12 protein-coding genes and 1 pseudogene are annotated in these 14,469 nt (G+C 63.9%); 10 read left to right on the top strand and 3 right to left on the bottom strand.

Annotated features, from left to right (window positions below):
• Positions 1-4: 4 nt before the first annotated feature.
• The 4 genes and pseudogenes from BM222_RS01350 to BM222_RS01335 all read left to right on the top strand — a co-directional run bounded on the left by BM222_RS01350 (position 5) and on the right by BM222_RS01335 (position 5,570).
• Positions 5-2,758, top strand: a pseudogene (locus BM222_RS01350) (decarboxylase).
• A gap of 18 nt (positions 2,759-2,776) precedes the next feature.
• A complete protein-coding gene (locus BM222_RS01345) occupies positions 2,777-4,477 on the top strand; it encodes an aspartate:alanine exchanger family transporter (protein WP_092226476.1) in 1,701 nt (566 codons plus the stop codon).
• 19 nt (positions 4,478-4,496) lie between these two features.
• A complete protein-coding gene (locus BM222_RS01340) occupies positions 4,497-4,931 on the top strand; it encodes a hypothetical protein (RefSeq protein WP_092226475.1) in 435 nt (144 codons plus the stop codon).
• A gap of 195 nt (positions 4,932-5,126) precedes the next feature.
• Positions 5,127-5,570: a hypothetical protein gene (locus BM222_RS01335; RefSeq protein ID WP_092226474.1), complete on the top strand. Its 444-nt coding sequence runs from the start codon at positions 5,127-5,129 to the stop codon at positions 5,568-5,570.
• Positions 5,571-5,608: 38 nt separating this feature from the next.
• Here BM222_RS01335 and ppk2 read toward each other — a convergent pair whose 3' ends face one another.
• Entirely contained in the window at positions 5,609-6,409 is an 801-nt protein-coding gene (gene ppk2 / locus BM222_RS01330; RefSeq protein ID WP_092226473.1) for a polyphosphate kinase 2, read from the bottom strand.
• Between the two features lie 21 nt (positions 6,410-6,430).
• Positions 6,431-6,883, bottom strand: a complete 453-nt coding sequence (locus BM222_RS01325) for a hypothetical protein (RefSeq protein ID WP_092226472.1) — start codon at positions 6,881-6,883, stop codon at positions 6,431-6,433.
• 165 nt (positions 6,884-7,048) lie between these two features.
• Between BM222_RS01325 and BM222_RS01320 the strand changes: the two genes are divergently transcribed.
• From BM222_RS01320 to BM222_RS01295, 6 genes are all read left to right on the top strand, one after another.
• Positions 7,049-7,474, top strand: coding sequence for a hypothetical protein (locus tag BM222_RS01320; protein WP_092226471.1), 426 nt, complete (start codon positions 7,049-7,051; stop codon positions 7,472-7,474).
• Positions 7,467-8,699, top strand: coding sequence for an HlyD family secretion protein (locus BM222_RS01315; RefSeq protein WP_092226470.1), 1,233 nt, complete (start codon positions 7,467-7,469; stop codon positions 8,697-8,699). Before BM222_RS01320 ends, BM222_RS01315 begins: the two co-directional genes overlap by 8 nt.
• 103 nt (positions 8,700-8,802) lie before the next feature.
• On the top strand, positions 8,803-10,686 hold the full coding sequence (locus BM222_RS01310; RefSeq protein ID WP_244546980.1) for a sensor histidine kinase: 1,884 nt from the start codon (positions 8,803-8,805) through the stop codon (positions 10,684-10,686).
• A gap of 150 nt (positions 10,687-10,836) precedes the next feature.
• Positions 10,837-12,516, top strand: coding sequence for a DUF3300 domain-containing protein (locus BM222_RS01305; protein WP_092226468.1), 1,680 nt, complete (start codon positions 10,837-10,839; stop codon positions 12,514-12,516).
• Positions 12,513-13,430: a DUF2950 domain-containing protein gene (locus tag BM222_RS01300; RefSeq protein ID WP_092226467.1), complete on the top strand. Its 918-nt coding sequence runs from the start codon at positions 12,513-12,515 to the stop codon at positions 13,428-13,430. The genes BM222_RS01305 and BM222_RS01300 overlap by 4 nt, the downstream gene beginning before the upstream one ends.
• Positions 13,414-13,872 carry a hypothetical protein gene (locus BM222_RS01295; protein WP_092226466.1) on the top strand — a complete coding sequence of 153 codons (459 nt, stop codon included), beginning with the start codon at positions 13,414-13,416 and terminating at the stop codon, positions 13,870-13,872. Before BM222_RS01300 ends, BM222_RS01295 begins: the two co-directional genes overlap by 17 nt.
• A 3-nt stretch (positions 13,873-13,875) precedes the next feature.
• On the opposite strand, the gene BM222_RS01290 is transcribed toward BM222_RS01295, so the two are convergent.
• Entirely contained in the window at positions 13,876-14,412 is a 537-nt protein-coding gene (locus BM222_RS01290; RefSeq protein ID WP_092226465.1) for a GNAT family N-acetyltransferase, read from the bottom strand.
• Between the last annotated feature and the right edge of the window lie 57 nt (positions 14,413-14,469).

Raw genomic sequence — 14,469 nt, 5'->3', positions numbered from 1 at the left:
ACACATGTCCAAGGACAGCAAGGCCGCGCAGAAGCGCATCGACCAGTTCTTTTCCGGTCCCGGCGCACGGGCAGACGATTGGCGTGATCTGGTCGAGTCCGCGAAGGTCTGGGCCCGCGGGGGTCATCGCGCGGGGTATGACGCTGCGCTCGCCGGTCTGTCGGTCACTGAAGAATTCCACGGCTATCCCGGCCTGCAATTGATGGCGGCCCTGCGCGAAGCAGCCTCGAGCGGCGATGCGGCAGCGTCGTTGTCGCTCGCGACCCGGATCACGCAGGCTTTGGCCACGCGATCCTTCCGCCAGCATGCCGGTGACTGGAATGAAAGGGATGACGGCAATGGCGATGCGCCTGAGCTGGTGCCGCCGACCTTCGCGGGGCACAAGGGACGCCGGCCTTATTTCGAGACCTTGATTGTGACAGGCGTGTCGTCCAGTCAATGGCCGGCACTGGCGGCCGAGTGGCGCAAGCTGCGCCGCCCCGAAGATGGCTTCATCTACGAGCCCGTCATCGTCGGCAGCCTCGAAGACGCCTTCTGCGCGACGATGCTCAATCCCAACCTCGGCGCCGTCGTCATCAACGAGGGCTTCGGGCTGCGCTCGCGGCACGATGCGCCCGTCCTCCGTTCGATGACGGCTATGGCCAACCTCAAGGATGAATCCGATGCGTCCGCGCTGCGGCTCGCCCAGATCATCAAGCGGATCAGGCCCGAGCTCGACCTCTACATGATCTCGAACCGCGACGTCGAGGAACTCGCCGGCAATCCGGAGGCTAACGTCGTCCGCCGCATCTTCTATTCTGTGGAGGAGCTGCTGGAGCTGCATCTGTCGATCCTCGAAGGTATCCAGGACCGCTACGACACGCCGTTCTTCGACAATCTCAAGAAATACGCGCAGCGTCCGATCGGCACCTTCCATGCGCTGCCGATCGCCCGCGGCAAGTCGATCTTCAAATCCGACTGGATCCGCGACATGGGCGAGTTCTACGGCCCGAACCTGTTCCTGGCCGAGAGCAGCGCCACAACGGGCGGCCTCGACAGCATGCTGGAGCCGACCGGCAATATCAAGAAGGCGCAGGAGAAGGCGGCGAGGGCGCTCGGCGCCGATCGCGTCTTCTTCGTGACCAACGGCACCTCGACCTCCAACAAGATGGCGGTGCAGGCGCTGCTCGCGCCTGGTGACATCGCGATCGTCGATCGCAACTGCCACAAGTCGCATCATTACGGCATGGTGCTGGCCGGCGCCCAGCCGCTCTATGTCGAAGCGTTCCCGATGACGGAATATTCGATGTATGGCGCGGTGCCGCTGGCGACGATCAAGCAGGCGCTGCTCGGCGCCAAGGCCGACGGCCGGCTCGACCGCGTCAAGATGCTTGACCTGACCAACTGCACCTTCGACGGCCACATCTACAATACCCGCCGGGTGATGGAGGAATGCCTCGCCATCAAGCCCGACCTGATCTTCCTGTGGGACGAAGCCTGGTTCGGCTTTGCACGCTTCTCACCGTTCCTGCGCCGCCGAACTGGCCTCGGCGCCGCCAATGAGATCGAATCCTGGATGCATGATCCGAAGTCGGTCGCTGCCTACGAGAAACAGCAGGCCGAGCTCGGCAAGAATCCGTCCGACGAGGTGCTGCTCAAGACCCGGCTTATTCCCGATCCGCGACAGATCCGCCTGCGCGTCTACCAGACCAACTCAACCCACAAGTCGATGTCGGCAATCCGGCAAGGGTCGATGCTGTCGGTCAAGGACGTCGAGTTCCACACCGTTGAGCAGCAGTTCAAGGAGGCCGTGTTCACGCACGCCTCCACCAGCCCGAACCAGCAACTCATCGCCAGCCTCGATATCTCGCGGCGGCAAATGGAGCTGGAGGGCTATGGCCTCGTCGCCAACGCCATCGAGATCGCGTTGGCGATCCGCCAGGCGGTCAACAACAATCCGCTGATCTCGAAATACTTCCGTATCCTCGGTGCCGACGCCATGGTGCCGGCCCAATACCGCCAGAGCGGCTTCACCGACTTTCTCGCCGACGGCGTCAACTGGGCGAACACGCTCAAGAGCCTGGACTAGGACGAGTTCTGTCTCGACCCGACCCGTATGACGCTGGTGTGTGGCACGGCCGGCTATGACGGCACGCAGTTCAAGGGCATTCTCGCCAGCGAGTACAACATTCAGGTCAACAAGACCTCGCGCAACTCGGTCCTCGTCCAGTCCAACATCAACAATACCCGCAGCGACGTTGCGCATCTCATCCGCGTGCTCGCCGAGATCGCGGGTGAGGTCGACCGGGGGTTGGCGCAAGGCGGTAGCAACGCCCGCCAGACCTTCGAGGCTCGTGTCAAGAGCCTGATGAAGGATGTGCCTGACCTGCCGAACTTCTCGCATTTTCACCCGAGCTTCCGCAGCGATGCCGGGGACAAGACCAATGAAGGCGACATCCGCAGCGGTTTCTACGCCGCCTATGACGTCGCGGGCTGCGAGCACATCCGCCTCAACGATCCCGAGATCGATCGGCGGCTGAAGGCCGGTCCCGAGCTGGTCTCGGCCAATTTCGTGATCCCGTATCCGCCGGGCTTTCCGATCATGGTGCCGGGCCAGGTGATCACGCAGGAGACCATCGACTTCATGCGCAAGCTCGATGTGAAGGAGATCCATGGCTACGACGCCAAGGAAGGGCTGAAGCTCGTGCGCGCGGAAGCCTTGGCGAAGCTCGGCCGGCCGAGGCCCGGTGCGCAACCGAAGCTCAAGGCCGCGTCATAAGTCCTGGAGGGGACCAACATGAAACCGTTTTTCGAGTTCTTGCAGCAGTATCCGTATCTGCTGCTGTTCTTCGTCGTCGGTCTCGCCGTCTATATCGGCCGGGCCAGCATCAAGGGTTATGGCCTCGGCATGGTCGCCGGCGCCATCGTAGTGGGCGCGGGTCTGTCGGTGTGGTCGTCGACCTATGGCGTGAAGCTCGAGCTGAACAATTTTGCCAAGAGCCTGTTCTATTATCTCTTCATGTACGGCGTCGGTTTGCGCGTCGGTCCGTCCTTCATCAACAGCCTGAAGGGTGACGGCCTCAAATTCTGCCTCCTGGCGGTGGTGTCGAGCGTCCTGGGCCTCGCGCTCGTCGTTCTCGGCGCAAAGATATTCGACCTGCCGGTCGGTGCCGCCGGCGGCATGCTGGCGGGCTCGCAGACCATGTCGGCAGCGATCGGCTCGGCCGAGCAGGCTGTCACCTCAGGCGTCGTCAAGCTGCCGGAGGGCATGAAGCCCGAGCAAGCTTCCGGCATGATCGCGCTGTCCTACGGCATCACCTACATCTGGGGCACCGTCGGAATCATCCTGATCTGCAAATATCTGCCGCGCTGGTGGGGCGTCGACGCCAGGGCCGCCGCGAAACGATACGAGCAGGAATTCGGCGTGAAGGATCTCGAAGGCGGCGGTCTCACCGGCTATCGCCAGTTCGGCCTGCGCGCCTATCGGCTGGAGAACCCGGCGCAGGTCGGGTTGAGCATCGCCAAATTCCGCACGATGAATCCGGAATACCGGATCGTCAATGTCGGGCGCAACGGCGAGCCGCAGGGCGCCGATCCCGACTTCGTGCTGCAAAAGGGAGACATCGTCGCCCTTGGCGGTTCGACCGAGCATCTTACCGAAAAGATGGGCCTCATTGGTCCGGAGGTCGTGGACGCCAAGACGCTCGGCATCCCCATGGACCAGGCGGACATCCTCGTCATCAACAAGGACATGGTGGGACGCACCTTCGAATCTTTCCGCGACACCGCGATTGCCGGCCAGTTGCAGGTCACCAAGGTCGAGCGCGGCGGTGTTCAGATCCCGGCCGGTCTCAAGACCAAGCTGGAGCGCATGGATATCGTCTCCGTGGTCGGTCTGAAATCCGCGGTCAACGAACTCGGCGAGATGTGGGGCCGCATTGCGCGGGCCAACACGTCGACCGATTTGCTGACCCTGTCGGTCGGCATGATCATCGGATTCCTGATCGGCATGGTCGAATTCCCGGCCTTCGGCGCCAAGGTCGGCCTCGGCAACGCCGGCGGCCTGCTGCTCTCGGGCGTGATCGTGTCTTCGGTCGTCTCGCGGCTCCGCTTCTTCGGCAACACGCCGAATGCGGCCCGCAACGTGCTCGAGGATCTCGGCCTCGTCGTCTTCGTCGCCATCGTCGGCGTTAATGCCGGCGCGGGACTGCTGTCGCAGCTCACGGGCGCGATCGCCTTGAAGATATTCATCGTCGGCTTCATTGCCTGCACGATCCCGCCGTTCATCGTCTGGGCGATCGGCTTCCACGTCTTCAAGATCAATCCGGCCGTGCTGATGGGCGGTGTCGCCGGTGCGCGGTCGCATTCAGGCCCGTGCCGCGAGGCGGCGGTCGAAATCCAGAGCTCCGTGCCCTGGATCGGATTCCCGGTCGGCTATGCCGTCTCGGGCATCCTGCTCACCATCTTCGGCTATTTCGCAATGCTGCTGGCGCAGTAAACAAGGGGAACGTAACGTCATGAGAAAGTTTGCCATCGAAGCTGCCCTGGTCGCGTCGCTCCTGGGTGTTGCCGGATTCAGCACGGCCTCGCGTGCCGACACCGGCCAGGTCGCCGTGGTCTTCACCAAAGGCGGCTTCATCGTCGGCGTCGGCGGCGGGGAGGGCGTGCTCCTTTACCGAGGCCGCAAATATCCCTTCACCGTCTCCGGCATGAGCGTCGGCTTCACGGTCGGGGCTTCGACCACGAAGCTCGTCGGCCGCGCGCTGAACCTGAAGGGACCGGCGTCGATCGAGGGCACTTACGCCGCGGGCGGCGCGGGCGGCGCGGTTGCGGCGGGCGCCGGAGCCGTGCAGCTCCAGAACGGCAACGGCGTGATCCTTCAGCTCAGCGGCCCGAAGGTCGGTGCCGAAGTGTCGGCCGCGGTCGGCGGCGTGACCATCCGTCTAAAATAAAGTTGATCCCGGCCCGCAGCGGGCACGTTCACGTGCGCGCTGCGCGAGCCCATCTCTTAAAGCTTTCGTCTTGTTGATTTAAGTCAAGCGCGAACGCAGACCGATAACCGACCTTATCGTCGGGTGCCCATCGCGGTCCTGCGGCGGCATCACCGAAGAGCGAGTGACGGCACCCCAATCAACGGAGGAGATGCCATGCTTCGTTATCTTCTGGCTGCCCTTGCGGTCATTGTCCTGCTTGCCGTCAGCCTCATTCCCGACAACGCTTTCGCCCGCCGGGGTGGTGGCGGCTTCCATGGCGGCGGCGCGCGGGCGGGCGGCTTTCACGGCGGAGGTTACCGCGGTGGTGCGGTTCATGCCGGCCGCGTCCATGGTGGGTATCGCGTCGCCGGACGTGCGCGTCCTGCTCATCCGATAGCCGGTCGTCCCGGCCGCTATCCGGTCGCCGGCCGGCCGGGTCGTCCGGTCGCCGGTTATCCGGGATACCGTCCCGGCTACGGATACGGCCGCGCGGCCGTTGGTGCGGCCGCGGTCGGCGCCGCAGCAGCAGGCGCCTACGGCGCTTATGGATACTACAACAACAGCTGTTATGACAGCTACGGCAACTGGGTCTGCGCGCGAAATCCGTATGGCTATTGAGCGAACGACAGATCAGGCCGCTCAGCGGCCTGATCTGCTCAATAGCGCTGCGCGACGAAATTCATCTCCTTCAGGCTGGCCTGGTCGTTGTAGCGTCCCTTGTCGGAGCGCTTCGGCAGCTTGATCTTGTCCTTCTTGATGCGCTTGTAGGGGATGGCGCCGAGAAGGTGGGCGATGCAGTTCAGCCGTGCCTTTCGCTTGTCATCCGAGCGGATGATGTACCAGGGCGCCTCTTTGGTGCTGGTTTTCTTCAGCATCAGGTCGCGCGCCCGCGAATAGTCGTACCACCTCGAATAGGATTCCAGGTCCATCGGGCTGAGCTTCCATTGCCTGACAGGGTCGTCGATGCGCGCATGGAAACGACGCTCCTGCTCCTCCATGCCCACTTCGAGCCAGATCTTGATCAGGATGATGCCCCCATCGATGACATATCTCTCCATCTGCGGGCACAGCGCGAGGAAGCGCTCGTGCTCGGCGGGGGTACAGAATCCCATGACATATTCGACGCCGGCGCGATTGTACCAGCTTCGGTCGAAGATCACGATCTCGCCGCCGGCCGGGAATCTTTCCATGTAGCGCTGGAAGAAAAGTTGCGTCTTCTCGCGATCCGACGGCGCGGGCAGGGCAACGACGCGGAACACGCGCGGGCTGACCTTTTCGGTGATGGCCTTGATCGTCCCGCCCTTGCCGGCGGCGTCCCGGCCCTCGAACAGAATGATGACCCGCAGCTTGTTCTCCCGCACATAGTCCTGGAGGTGACAGAGCTCGACCTGGAGCTTCTCGAGCTCTTTCTCGTAGTCCTTCCGCTTCATCCGTTCCGCAGGTACGTCCCTGGCCATGCCGGTTCCTTCTGTTGCGCCTCAATCGTCCCAGGAAATGGTGATGCCGACATCGCCAGGCACCCCGCCGGGGAACTCGATGATCTGATAGGCGATGCGATAGCCGCGCGGTTTCAGATAATCGGTCCAGAGCTGGAAAATCTCCTTGGGGATACCGGTCAGGGTATTCTCCCAGCCCTTTTCCATCTGGTTGATGGCGCGGCCCTTGTCGGTGCAGAGCGAGTTGGGGAAGCGATAGACCATCACTTCGGTCATCCCGTTGCGTACCGCGCGCTGGATGATGGTCGAGGCGAGCTTGATCTTCTCCTCCTCGGTCTTGCCGGAGGGCTTGCTCAGGCGCTCGATCAAAGCCTGCTTTTCGGCCTCGGCAGCGGCCGCGGCGCGGACGTATTCCTCGGCTTTCTCGGCCTCCTTGAGCGCGGCTTCCTTCCGAATCTGAGCGGCATTGGGGATGAGATCGTCGAGGGCGGGCATGGCTAGCGCCTCCTGATGGCAGTGCGATCAGCACGCTGAGAACGCTAGGTCGGGGAGGGGGCGTTCCCTTGATTCAAATCAAGCAAACGGAGGGACTTCCGAACACACTGCCGCAAGTCCCCATTCGCGACCCGGGAGAGACGTTTGAGCGACCAGCTTCATCCGATGGCCCCGCACCATCTGCCGTTCTATCTCGCGCCGGGAAGCGGCACGGATACGCTGATGGTGGTGATGGGCATCTTTCTCATCGCCGTCATCCTCTGGCTCGGCACGCTTTATTGGAAGCTGCACAGCCTGCCCGAGCGGATGGCGCACAAGTCGCAAAAGTTGCAGTTCGAGTTCGTCGCGGTGCTCGGCCTGATCTCGCTGTTCACGCACATGCACATCTTCTGGATCGCGGGCCTGCTGCTTGCGCTGATCGATCTGCCTGACTTCGGCACGCCGCTGCGCAGCATTGCCGGGTCCGTCGAGAAGATTGCAGAGGCGACGCCGGCCGGCGATGGCGAGGAGGTGCGGGCAGACGCTGCGCCTGCGCCGGCTCTGCCGGAAAAGCCGGGGTCTGCCAGGGAGAAGGAGCACAGCCATGCTTGAGCTCATGATCTGCTCCCTCGTCACGATCCTGCCCGATTATCTCTATCGTCGCTATGCTCAGGGCAAGCGCTTCGGCAAGGAGATCACCTTCTTCTCGGTCTGGTACGAGCTGCGCTGGGGCATCACCGGCTGCCTGATGCTGACGGTGTCGCTGATCACGATGATCTTCTATTTCCACCCCGCGACGTCATCGGCGACGCTCTATTTCCGTACCGTGCCGATCCTGCCCGAAGGCTCGGGCCGCGTCGCCGAGGTCAAGGTCGGCTTCAGCGCGCCGGTGAAGAAAGGCGATGTGCTGTTCACGCTGGACGCCTCGAAGCAGCAGGCCGCCTACGACACGGCGAAGCGAAAGGTCGCGGAGGTCGACGCCGCCATGCAGACGGCGCAGGCCGACGTGGTCAAGGCCGAGGCCCAGGTCGGTGAGGCAAAGGCCAATTATCAGCAGGCCAAGGACGAGCTCGAGGTCAAGAGCGAGCTCCAGCGCCGCAACCCCGGCATCGTCCCGCAACGGGACATCGAGAAGCTCCAGGTGCTGGTCGATCAGCGTCAGTCCGGCATCGATGCCGCGAATGCCGCGAAGCAATCGGCATCCATGCAGATCTCGATCCTGCTGCCGGCGCAGAAGGCCAGTGCGGAAGCCGCGCTCGACCAGGCCCAGGTCGATCTCGACAAGACACAGGTGCGCGCCGGTGTCGACGGACGCGTCGAGCAGTTCCTGGTTCGCCCGGGCGACGTCGTCAATCAGCTGATGCGCCCGGCGGGCGTTCTCGTTCCGGAAGGCGCCGGCCGCAAGGTTCTGCAGGCCGGATTCGGCCAGATCGAGGCGCAAGTGATGAAGGAGGGCATGGTGGCGGAGGCGACCTGCATCTCCAAGCCATGGGTGATCATCCCGATGGTGATCACGACGGTTCAGGACTACATCGCTGCCGGACAGTTCCGGGCCGGCGAGCAACTCGTCGATCCCCAGAACGCCGTCCGTCCCGGCACCATCCTGGTTTTTCTGGAGCCGCTCTACAAAGGCGGCCTGGATGGGGTCACGCCCGGCAGCAGCTGCATCGTCAATGCCTACACCAGCAATCACGAGGAAATTTCGGCCAACGACACCCCAACCAGCCGGAAGATCGCGCTGCACGTCGTGGACGGCGTCGGCCTCGTCCACGCGCTGCTGCTGCGCATTCAGGCGCTGTTGCTGCCGATCCAGAACCTGGTGCTGAGCGGTCATTGAGCGGGTTCTGGAGGAATTGGCGCTGTCCGCGCAGGGCAATTCCCGCTAGAATTGCCCGTTCAAGCAGCCGTTGGAAGCTGCGCGAATGGAGCTGAGCGGGCGCATGTCCAGTGTTTCGGTCAGGCCGTGGCCGGCCGTAGCCGCATGGTTATGCCTGAGCCTGTTCGTCGCCTTCTGCCTGCCGCCCGGGCGAGCCGGGGCCGTCGAGCGAAGCCAGCGCGGCGAGTTCAAGCGCGTGCTCGTATTGCATTCCTTCGGCCGCGACTTTCGGCCCTGGAGCGAGTACGCGCGGGACATCAAGGCCGGGCTCGAGCGACAATCGCCCTGGCCGCTCGATATCCAGGAGCATGCGCTGCTCACGGCGCGCTTCAACAATCCCGGTCCCGAGGCCCCGTTCGTCGACTATCTGCATTCGCTCTATCAGGGCGAGAAGCCCGACATCGTGTTGAGCATCGGCGCGCCTGCCGCCCGGTTTGCGCAGAAATACCGCGCGCGACTATTCCCCGATACGCCGCTGATTCTTTCCGCGGTCGAGCATCGGCTGATCAATCGCGACGATCTCCGCGACAACGACGTGGTCGTGGCAATCCGCAACGATTTCGTGGCCGCGTTCGACAACATCCTTCGGCTTCTCCCGGACACCAAGTCGGTTGCGATCGTGATCGGAGCCTCGCCGCTCGAGAAATTCTGGATGGAGGAGGTGAAGCGGGAGCTGAAACCTCTCGGCGACCGGTTGGAGCTCGTCTGGTATTCGGACTTGTCATTCGAGGACATCCTGAAGCGCGCATCGACCCTGCCGCCGCATACGGTGTTGTTCTGGGGGCTGATGTCGGTCGATGCGGTCGGGGTCGTCCACGAGAGCGACATTGCCCTGCGCAGCCTGCATGCAGTCGCGAATGCACCGATCTTTTCCTACCAGGAGCCCTTCTTCGGCGACAGCACCGTCGGGGGACCGATGCATCTGGTTTCGGAAACGACTTCGAGGACCGTCAGCGCCGCGATCGGCATTCTCGGCGGAGCGGATCCCGCCAGCATCAAGTATGAACCCCTCGGCTTCGGTGCGCCGAAATATGATTGGCGGGAATTGCGACGCTGGGGCATCAGCGAGAGTCGCTTGCCTCCGGGCAGCGCGATCGTGTTTCGCGAGCCGAACGTTTGGCAGCGCTATCGCTGGCAGATGGTGTTGATCACCGCGGTATTTCTCGTGCAGGCGGGTCTGATCAGCGGCTTGCTGCACGAGGGGCGCGGTCGCAGGGTCGCCGAAGTGGAATCCCGCCAGCGCTTGGCAGAGCTTGCTCACGTCAATCGCTACTCCACCGTCGGCGAGCTGACGACGTCCATCGCCCACGAATTGAACCAGCCGCTTGGCTCCATCCTGACCAATGCCGAGACCGCCGAGCTGATGCTCAAGGGCAACTCGCCCGATCTCCACGAGCTCAGCCAGATCCTGGCCGATATCAGGCGGGACGATCTGCGGGCGAGCGAGGTGATCCGCAGGCTGCGCGCCGTTCTGAGAAAGACGCCGTTCGAGGTCAAGGACATCGAGCTCAACGATACCGTTCGCGAAGCGATCGGGCTCGTGGGGGCCGTCGCTCACGGACGCCGCATCGCATTGACCTACATGCCTGTCCTGATGGATCTGCACGTCAAGGGCGATCCGGTCCAGCTTCAGCAGGTCATTCTCAACCTGATCATCAACGCGATGGACGCGGTCTCCGAGACGGACGGTGAAAAACGCGAGGTCAGCGTCGCGACCCTGCGTGCCGGCCATCACGCCGAGATCAGGATCACCGACACCGGAGCCGGAATAGCCGCCCCCGATCTTGCAAATGTGTTCGATCCGTTCTTCACGACCAAGCCGGAAGGCATGGGTATGGGGCTCGCGATCGCCAAAACCATCGTCGAGGCGCATCACGGCACGATCAGTGCGTCAAACCAGTTGGCGGGGGGCGCGCTGTTCACGATCCGGCTTCCGATCGCGCGCTAGCAGGCGGCAGCACGACCTTGATCGGGCCTCCTCTCGTCGGCGAATGACGCTTCGCTCTCGCGCAGCAGCCTCGCGTTTCGTTGATCTCGATCAACAAGCGCCGGCGTGTCGGCTCGATCTTCCGACGCGGGAAGTGTGAAGGAGGATGGGATGTTTCGCTGCGGCAAGATCCTGATGGCGCTTGCGTTCACAATGGCGACCTGGTCCGCCGCAATGGCGCAGACCCCGACGGCACCCGCGAATCCCGCTCCGCAAGCACAACCGGCAGTCTCGCCGGCACCGGCGGCCGAGCTCCTGAAGCCGGAGCAGCTCGAAGCCTTGGTCGCGCCGATCGCGCTCTATCCCGACGAATTGCTGGCCAACGTGCTGGCCGCTTCGACCTACCCGCTGGAGGTGGTGCAGGCCGACCGCTGGCTGAAGGAGCGCAAGACGCTGAAGGGCGATGCGCTCAAGACGGAAGTCGAGAAGCAGAGCTGGGACGACAGCGTCAAGGCGCTGGCCAGTACCGCCGATGTCCTGACCATGATGAGCGACCAGCTCGAATGGACCAAGAAGCTCGGCGACGCCTTCCTCGCTCAGCAGCCCGACGTGATGGATGCGATCCAGCGGTTGCGCAATAAAGCCTATGACAACAAGAAGCTTGTCACCACCAAGCAGCAGAAGGTCAGTGTCCAGTCTCAGGAGGGCAAGCAGGTCGTCGTGATCCAGCAGGCGGATCCCTCGGTCATGTACGTGCCTTATTACGATCCGGCGACCGTCTACGGCAGCTGGCCCTATGCGGAGTATCCGCCCTATTATTGGGGGTATCCATCCTATGTCGGCGCCGGCGTTGCGGCCGGCATCGCCTTCGGCACGGCGTGGGCGATCGGGCGCTGGGGCAACTACTGGGGCGGCGGCTGCAACTGGGGCAATCGCAACGTCTACGTCAATCATCGCACCACCAACATCGGCAACGGTTGGCAGCACAACCCGGCGCATCGCGGCGGCGTACGCTACGCCAACAACAACGTGCAGCAGCGCTTCGGCAACAACAACGTCAGGGCCGGTGCGTCGGACCGGATGGATTTCCGTGGCCGAGATGGCAACCAGGTGCTGCGTCCGGATCAGGGCGCTGGCGCAGGAGATCGCGCAGGAGATCGTGCAGGAGATCGCGCAGGGGATCGTGCAGGAGATCGTGGCGGCCCCGGTGATCGCGGCGGTGCTGGCAATCGTGGCGATCGGCCTGGTGCTGGTGATCGTGCCGGAGCCGGTAATCGTGCCAAGGGCAGTGGTGATCGCGCCAAAGGTGGCGGCGATCGCGCCAAGCCTGCGACCAAGGCTGCGAACCGTGCCGGCGGCAGTGCGGCCAATCGCGGCGGTGGCGGCAATCGCGGCGGTGCCATGAACGTTTCTTCGGGCCGCTCGGCGGCCGCCGCGTCCGCACGCGGTCGCGCGAGCATGGCGAGCATGCCGCGCGGCGGCGGCGCACCGCGCATGGCCGGGCGTGGCGGCGGAGGCGGAATGGCGATGCGTGGCGGCGGCGGAGGCGGTTTTGGCGGCGGCCGCGGCGGCGGTGGTGGCCGGCGCTCCGATATCGCGCTGAAGCACGATATCGTTCTGCTCGGCCATCTTTCCAACGGCCTCGGCTATTACCGCTTCAGCTACATCGGCAGCGAGAAGGCCTATGTCGGCGTGATGGCGCAAGAGGTCGAGCGGGTGATGCCTGAGGCCGTGACCCGCGGCAGCGATGGCTATTTGCGCGTCTATTACCACAAGCTCGGACTGACATTCCGCAGCTACCGCGACTGGCTCGCCGGCGGCGCGAAGATTCCTGCGGAGGCGACGCCATGACCGGGTTGAAATCGTTCCGCCGCGCAGTGTTGCCGGGCTTCATGGTGCTGGCGGTGCTTGGCTCTGCATCGCAGGCGCAGGAATCCTACAAGACACCGGAAGACGCCGCGGCTGCGCTGGCGGCCGCGGCCAAGAGCGGTCCGAAGGACATCTTGAAGGTGCTCGGCAGGAATGCGCAGGATATCGTCTCCTCAGGTGACGAGGTTGCCGACGTCGATATCCGTCAGCGCTTCGCGTCGATGTACGACGCCAAGCACGGCATCAAGGCGGAAGGCAACAAGACCGCGACCTTGATGCTGGGACCGGACGATTTCCCGTTCCCGATTCCGCTGGTCAACACCAAGGCCGGCTGGGAGTTCGACATCGGCGAGGGACGCATCGAGGTGCTGCGCCGGCGCATCGGCCGCAACGAGCTCGATGCGATCCAGACCGCGCTCGCTTTCGTCGACGCCCAGAACGAATACGCCGACAAGGACCGCGGCGAGGGCGTCGGCGTCTATGCCCAGCGCATCGTCTCCTCGCCCGGCAAGAAGGACGGCCTGTTCTGGCGCGACGACAACGACCCGAGCCCGCTGGGCGCGCTGGCAGCCGAGGCTTCGAACGAGGGTTATCGCGCGGGCGATGTCGGACCCGTGCCCTATCACGGTTACTACTTCCACATCCTCAAAGGGCAGGGCCGGGACGCGCGCGGCGGTGCGCTCAACTATGTCGTCAACGGCAAGATGATCGGTGGCTTCGGCTTGATCGCCTGGCCCGCGGAATACGGCAACTCCGGCGTCATGACGTTTCTCGTCAATCACGAGGGCATTGTCTATCAGAAGGATCTGGGCCAGCGCACCGAGTCCATCGCCGCGCGAACCACGCTGTTCGATCCCGACGAGACCTGGAGGAAGGTCGATGCAGCAAAGCCCTAAACCGCGACCGCGCGTGTTCCGCCTGAGCGCGGCTATCCTGCTGGCGCTCGGGCTGACCATTCCGGCGACGCCGACCTTCGCGCAAGCCGCCGGCCATGTCCGCGCCAAAATCGTCAAGGCCGGCGTTCTGGTCGGCGGCGGCGCCGGCAATGGTGTGCTGACGTATCGCGGCAAGACCTATCCATTCAGGATCAGCGGTCTGAGCTTCGGTGTCACGGTCGGCGCGACAGTCGGCCGCTTCGATGGCTGGGCGTCGGGCATTCGCGAGGTCGCCGACTTCGCCGGCACCTACAGCTCGGTTGGCGGCGGCTTTGCCCTGGTCGGCGGCGTCAACGGCATCCATCTGCGCAATGAGAAGGGCGTGAACATCGTGCTGCAAGGCCCGAAGGCGGGCCTCGAGCTCGCCGCGAATATCAGCCAGATCACGATCGCGTTCAGATGAGGCTCACGCGGACCGCGCGGGGGCGAGATCGAGAACGAGGCGCACCGTCGCCGGATCATCACTTCGCGCCATTCTGAAATCGGCCCTCGCGAACACGCGGCGCATCGAGGCGTTGCCGGACAGAACTTCGGCCGTGAGCTCCCGCATCCCATGCTCCCGCGCAATGTCGATGAGATGCCTCAGGAGCAGGGAACCGATCCCGCGGCCTTGCCAGGCGTCCACCACGACGAACGCCATCTCGGCCCGACCGGGGTCCGTGACCACATATCGACCGCCGCCGACGATCGCAGGATGCCCTTGTTCCTCGACAAGGGCAGCAAGTGCGACGTGATTGCTGAAATCCACGTCAATGAAGAACGCACGCTCCTTCTCCGAAAAGTGCCGCTTCATGACGAAAAACCGGGTCCGGAGCGAGTCCGGCCCGGTGCGCTCGATCGCCGCCAGCATGTCGGCCTCGTCGTTCGGGCGCAGCGCGCGGATCTCGATCGGTGTACCGTCCCTCAGCGCCGCCCGCGCGCTGTAATTTGCGATGTCTGACATGCCGATGTCGCTCCGGCGGTATTCGGCTCGCCAGGCAAGCCGTGCCTCATGAGGCCT

The sequence above is a fragment of the Bradyrhizobium sp. Gha genome (assembly GCF_900113735.1).
Classification (GTDB): Bacteria; Pseudomonadota; Alphaproteobacteria; order Rhizobiales; family Xanthobacteraceae; genus Bradyrhizobium.
This window is presented reverse-complemented; position numbering and strand designations above follow the sequence as displayed.

What these genes read in the sequence shown, in the direction of transcription:
- BM222_RS01295 (WP_092226466.1), top strand. Translation starts at nt 13,414, where the DNA reads ATGCAGCAAAGCCCTAAACCGCGACCGCGCGTGTTCCGCCTGAGCGCG.
- BM222_RS01300 (WP_092226467.1), top strand. Translation starts at nt 12,513, where the DNA reads ATGACCGGGTTGAAATCGTTCCGCCGCGCAGTGTTGCCGGGCTTCATG.
- BM222_RS01320 (WP_092226471.1), top strand. Translation starts at nt 7,049, where the DNA reads ATGGCCCCGCACCATCTGCCGTTCTATCTCGCGCCGGGAAGCGGCACG.
- BM222_RS01310 (WP_244546980.1), top strand. Translation starts at nt 8,803, where the DNA reads ATGTCCAGTGTTTCGGTCAGGCCGTGGCCGGCCGTAGCCGCATGGTTA.
- BM222_RS01345 (WP_092226476.1), top strand. Translation starts at nt 2,777, where the DNA reads ATGAAACCGTTTTTCGAGTTCTTGCAGCAGTATCCGTATCTGCTGCTG.
- BM222_RS01325 (WP_092226472.1), bottom strand. Translation starts at nt 6,883, where the DNA reads ATGCCCGCCCTCGACGATCTCATCCCCAATGCCGCTCAGATTCGGAAG.
- BM222_RS01340 (WP_092226475.1), top strand. Translation starts at nt 4,497, where the DNA reads ATGAGAAAGTTTGCCATCGAAGCTGCCCTGGTCGCGTCGCTCCTGGGT.
- BM222_RS01305 (WP_092226468.1), top strand. Translation starts at nt 10,837, where the DNA reads ATGTTTCGCTGCGGCAAGATCCTGATGGCGCTTGCGTTCACAATGGCG.
- BM222_RS01290 (WP_092226465.1), bottom strand. Translation starts at nt 14,412, where the DNA reads ATGTCAGACATCGCAAATTACAGCGCGCGGGCGGCGCTGAGGGACGGT.
- ppk2 (WP_092226473.1), bottom strand. Translation starts at nt 6,409, where the DNA reads ATGGCCAGGGACGTACCTGCGGAACGGATGAAGCGGAAGGACTACGAG.
- BM222_RS01335 (WP_092226474.1), top strand. Translation starts at nt 5,127, where the DNA reads ATGCTTCGTTATCTTCTGGCTGCCCTTGCGGTCATTGTCCTGCTTGCC.
- BM222_RS01315 (WP_092226470.1), top strand. Translation starts at nt 7,467, where the DNA reads ATGCTTGAGCTCATGATCTGCTCCCTCGTCACGATCCTGCCCGATTAT.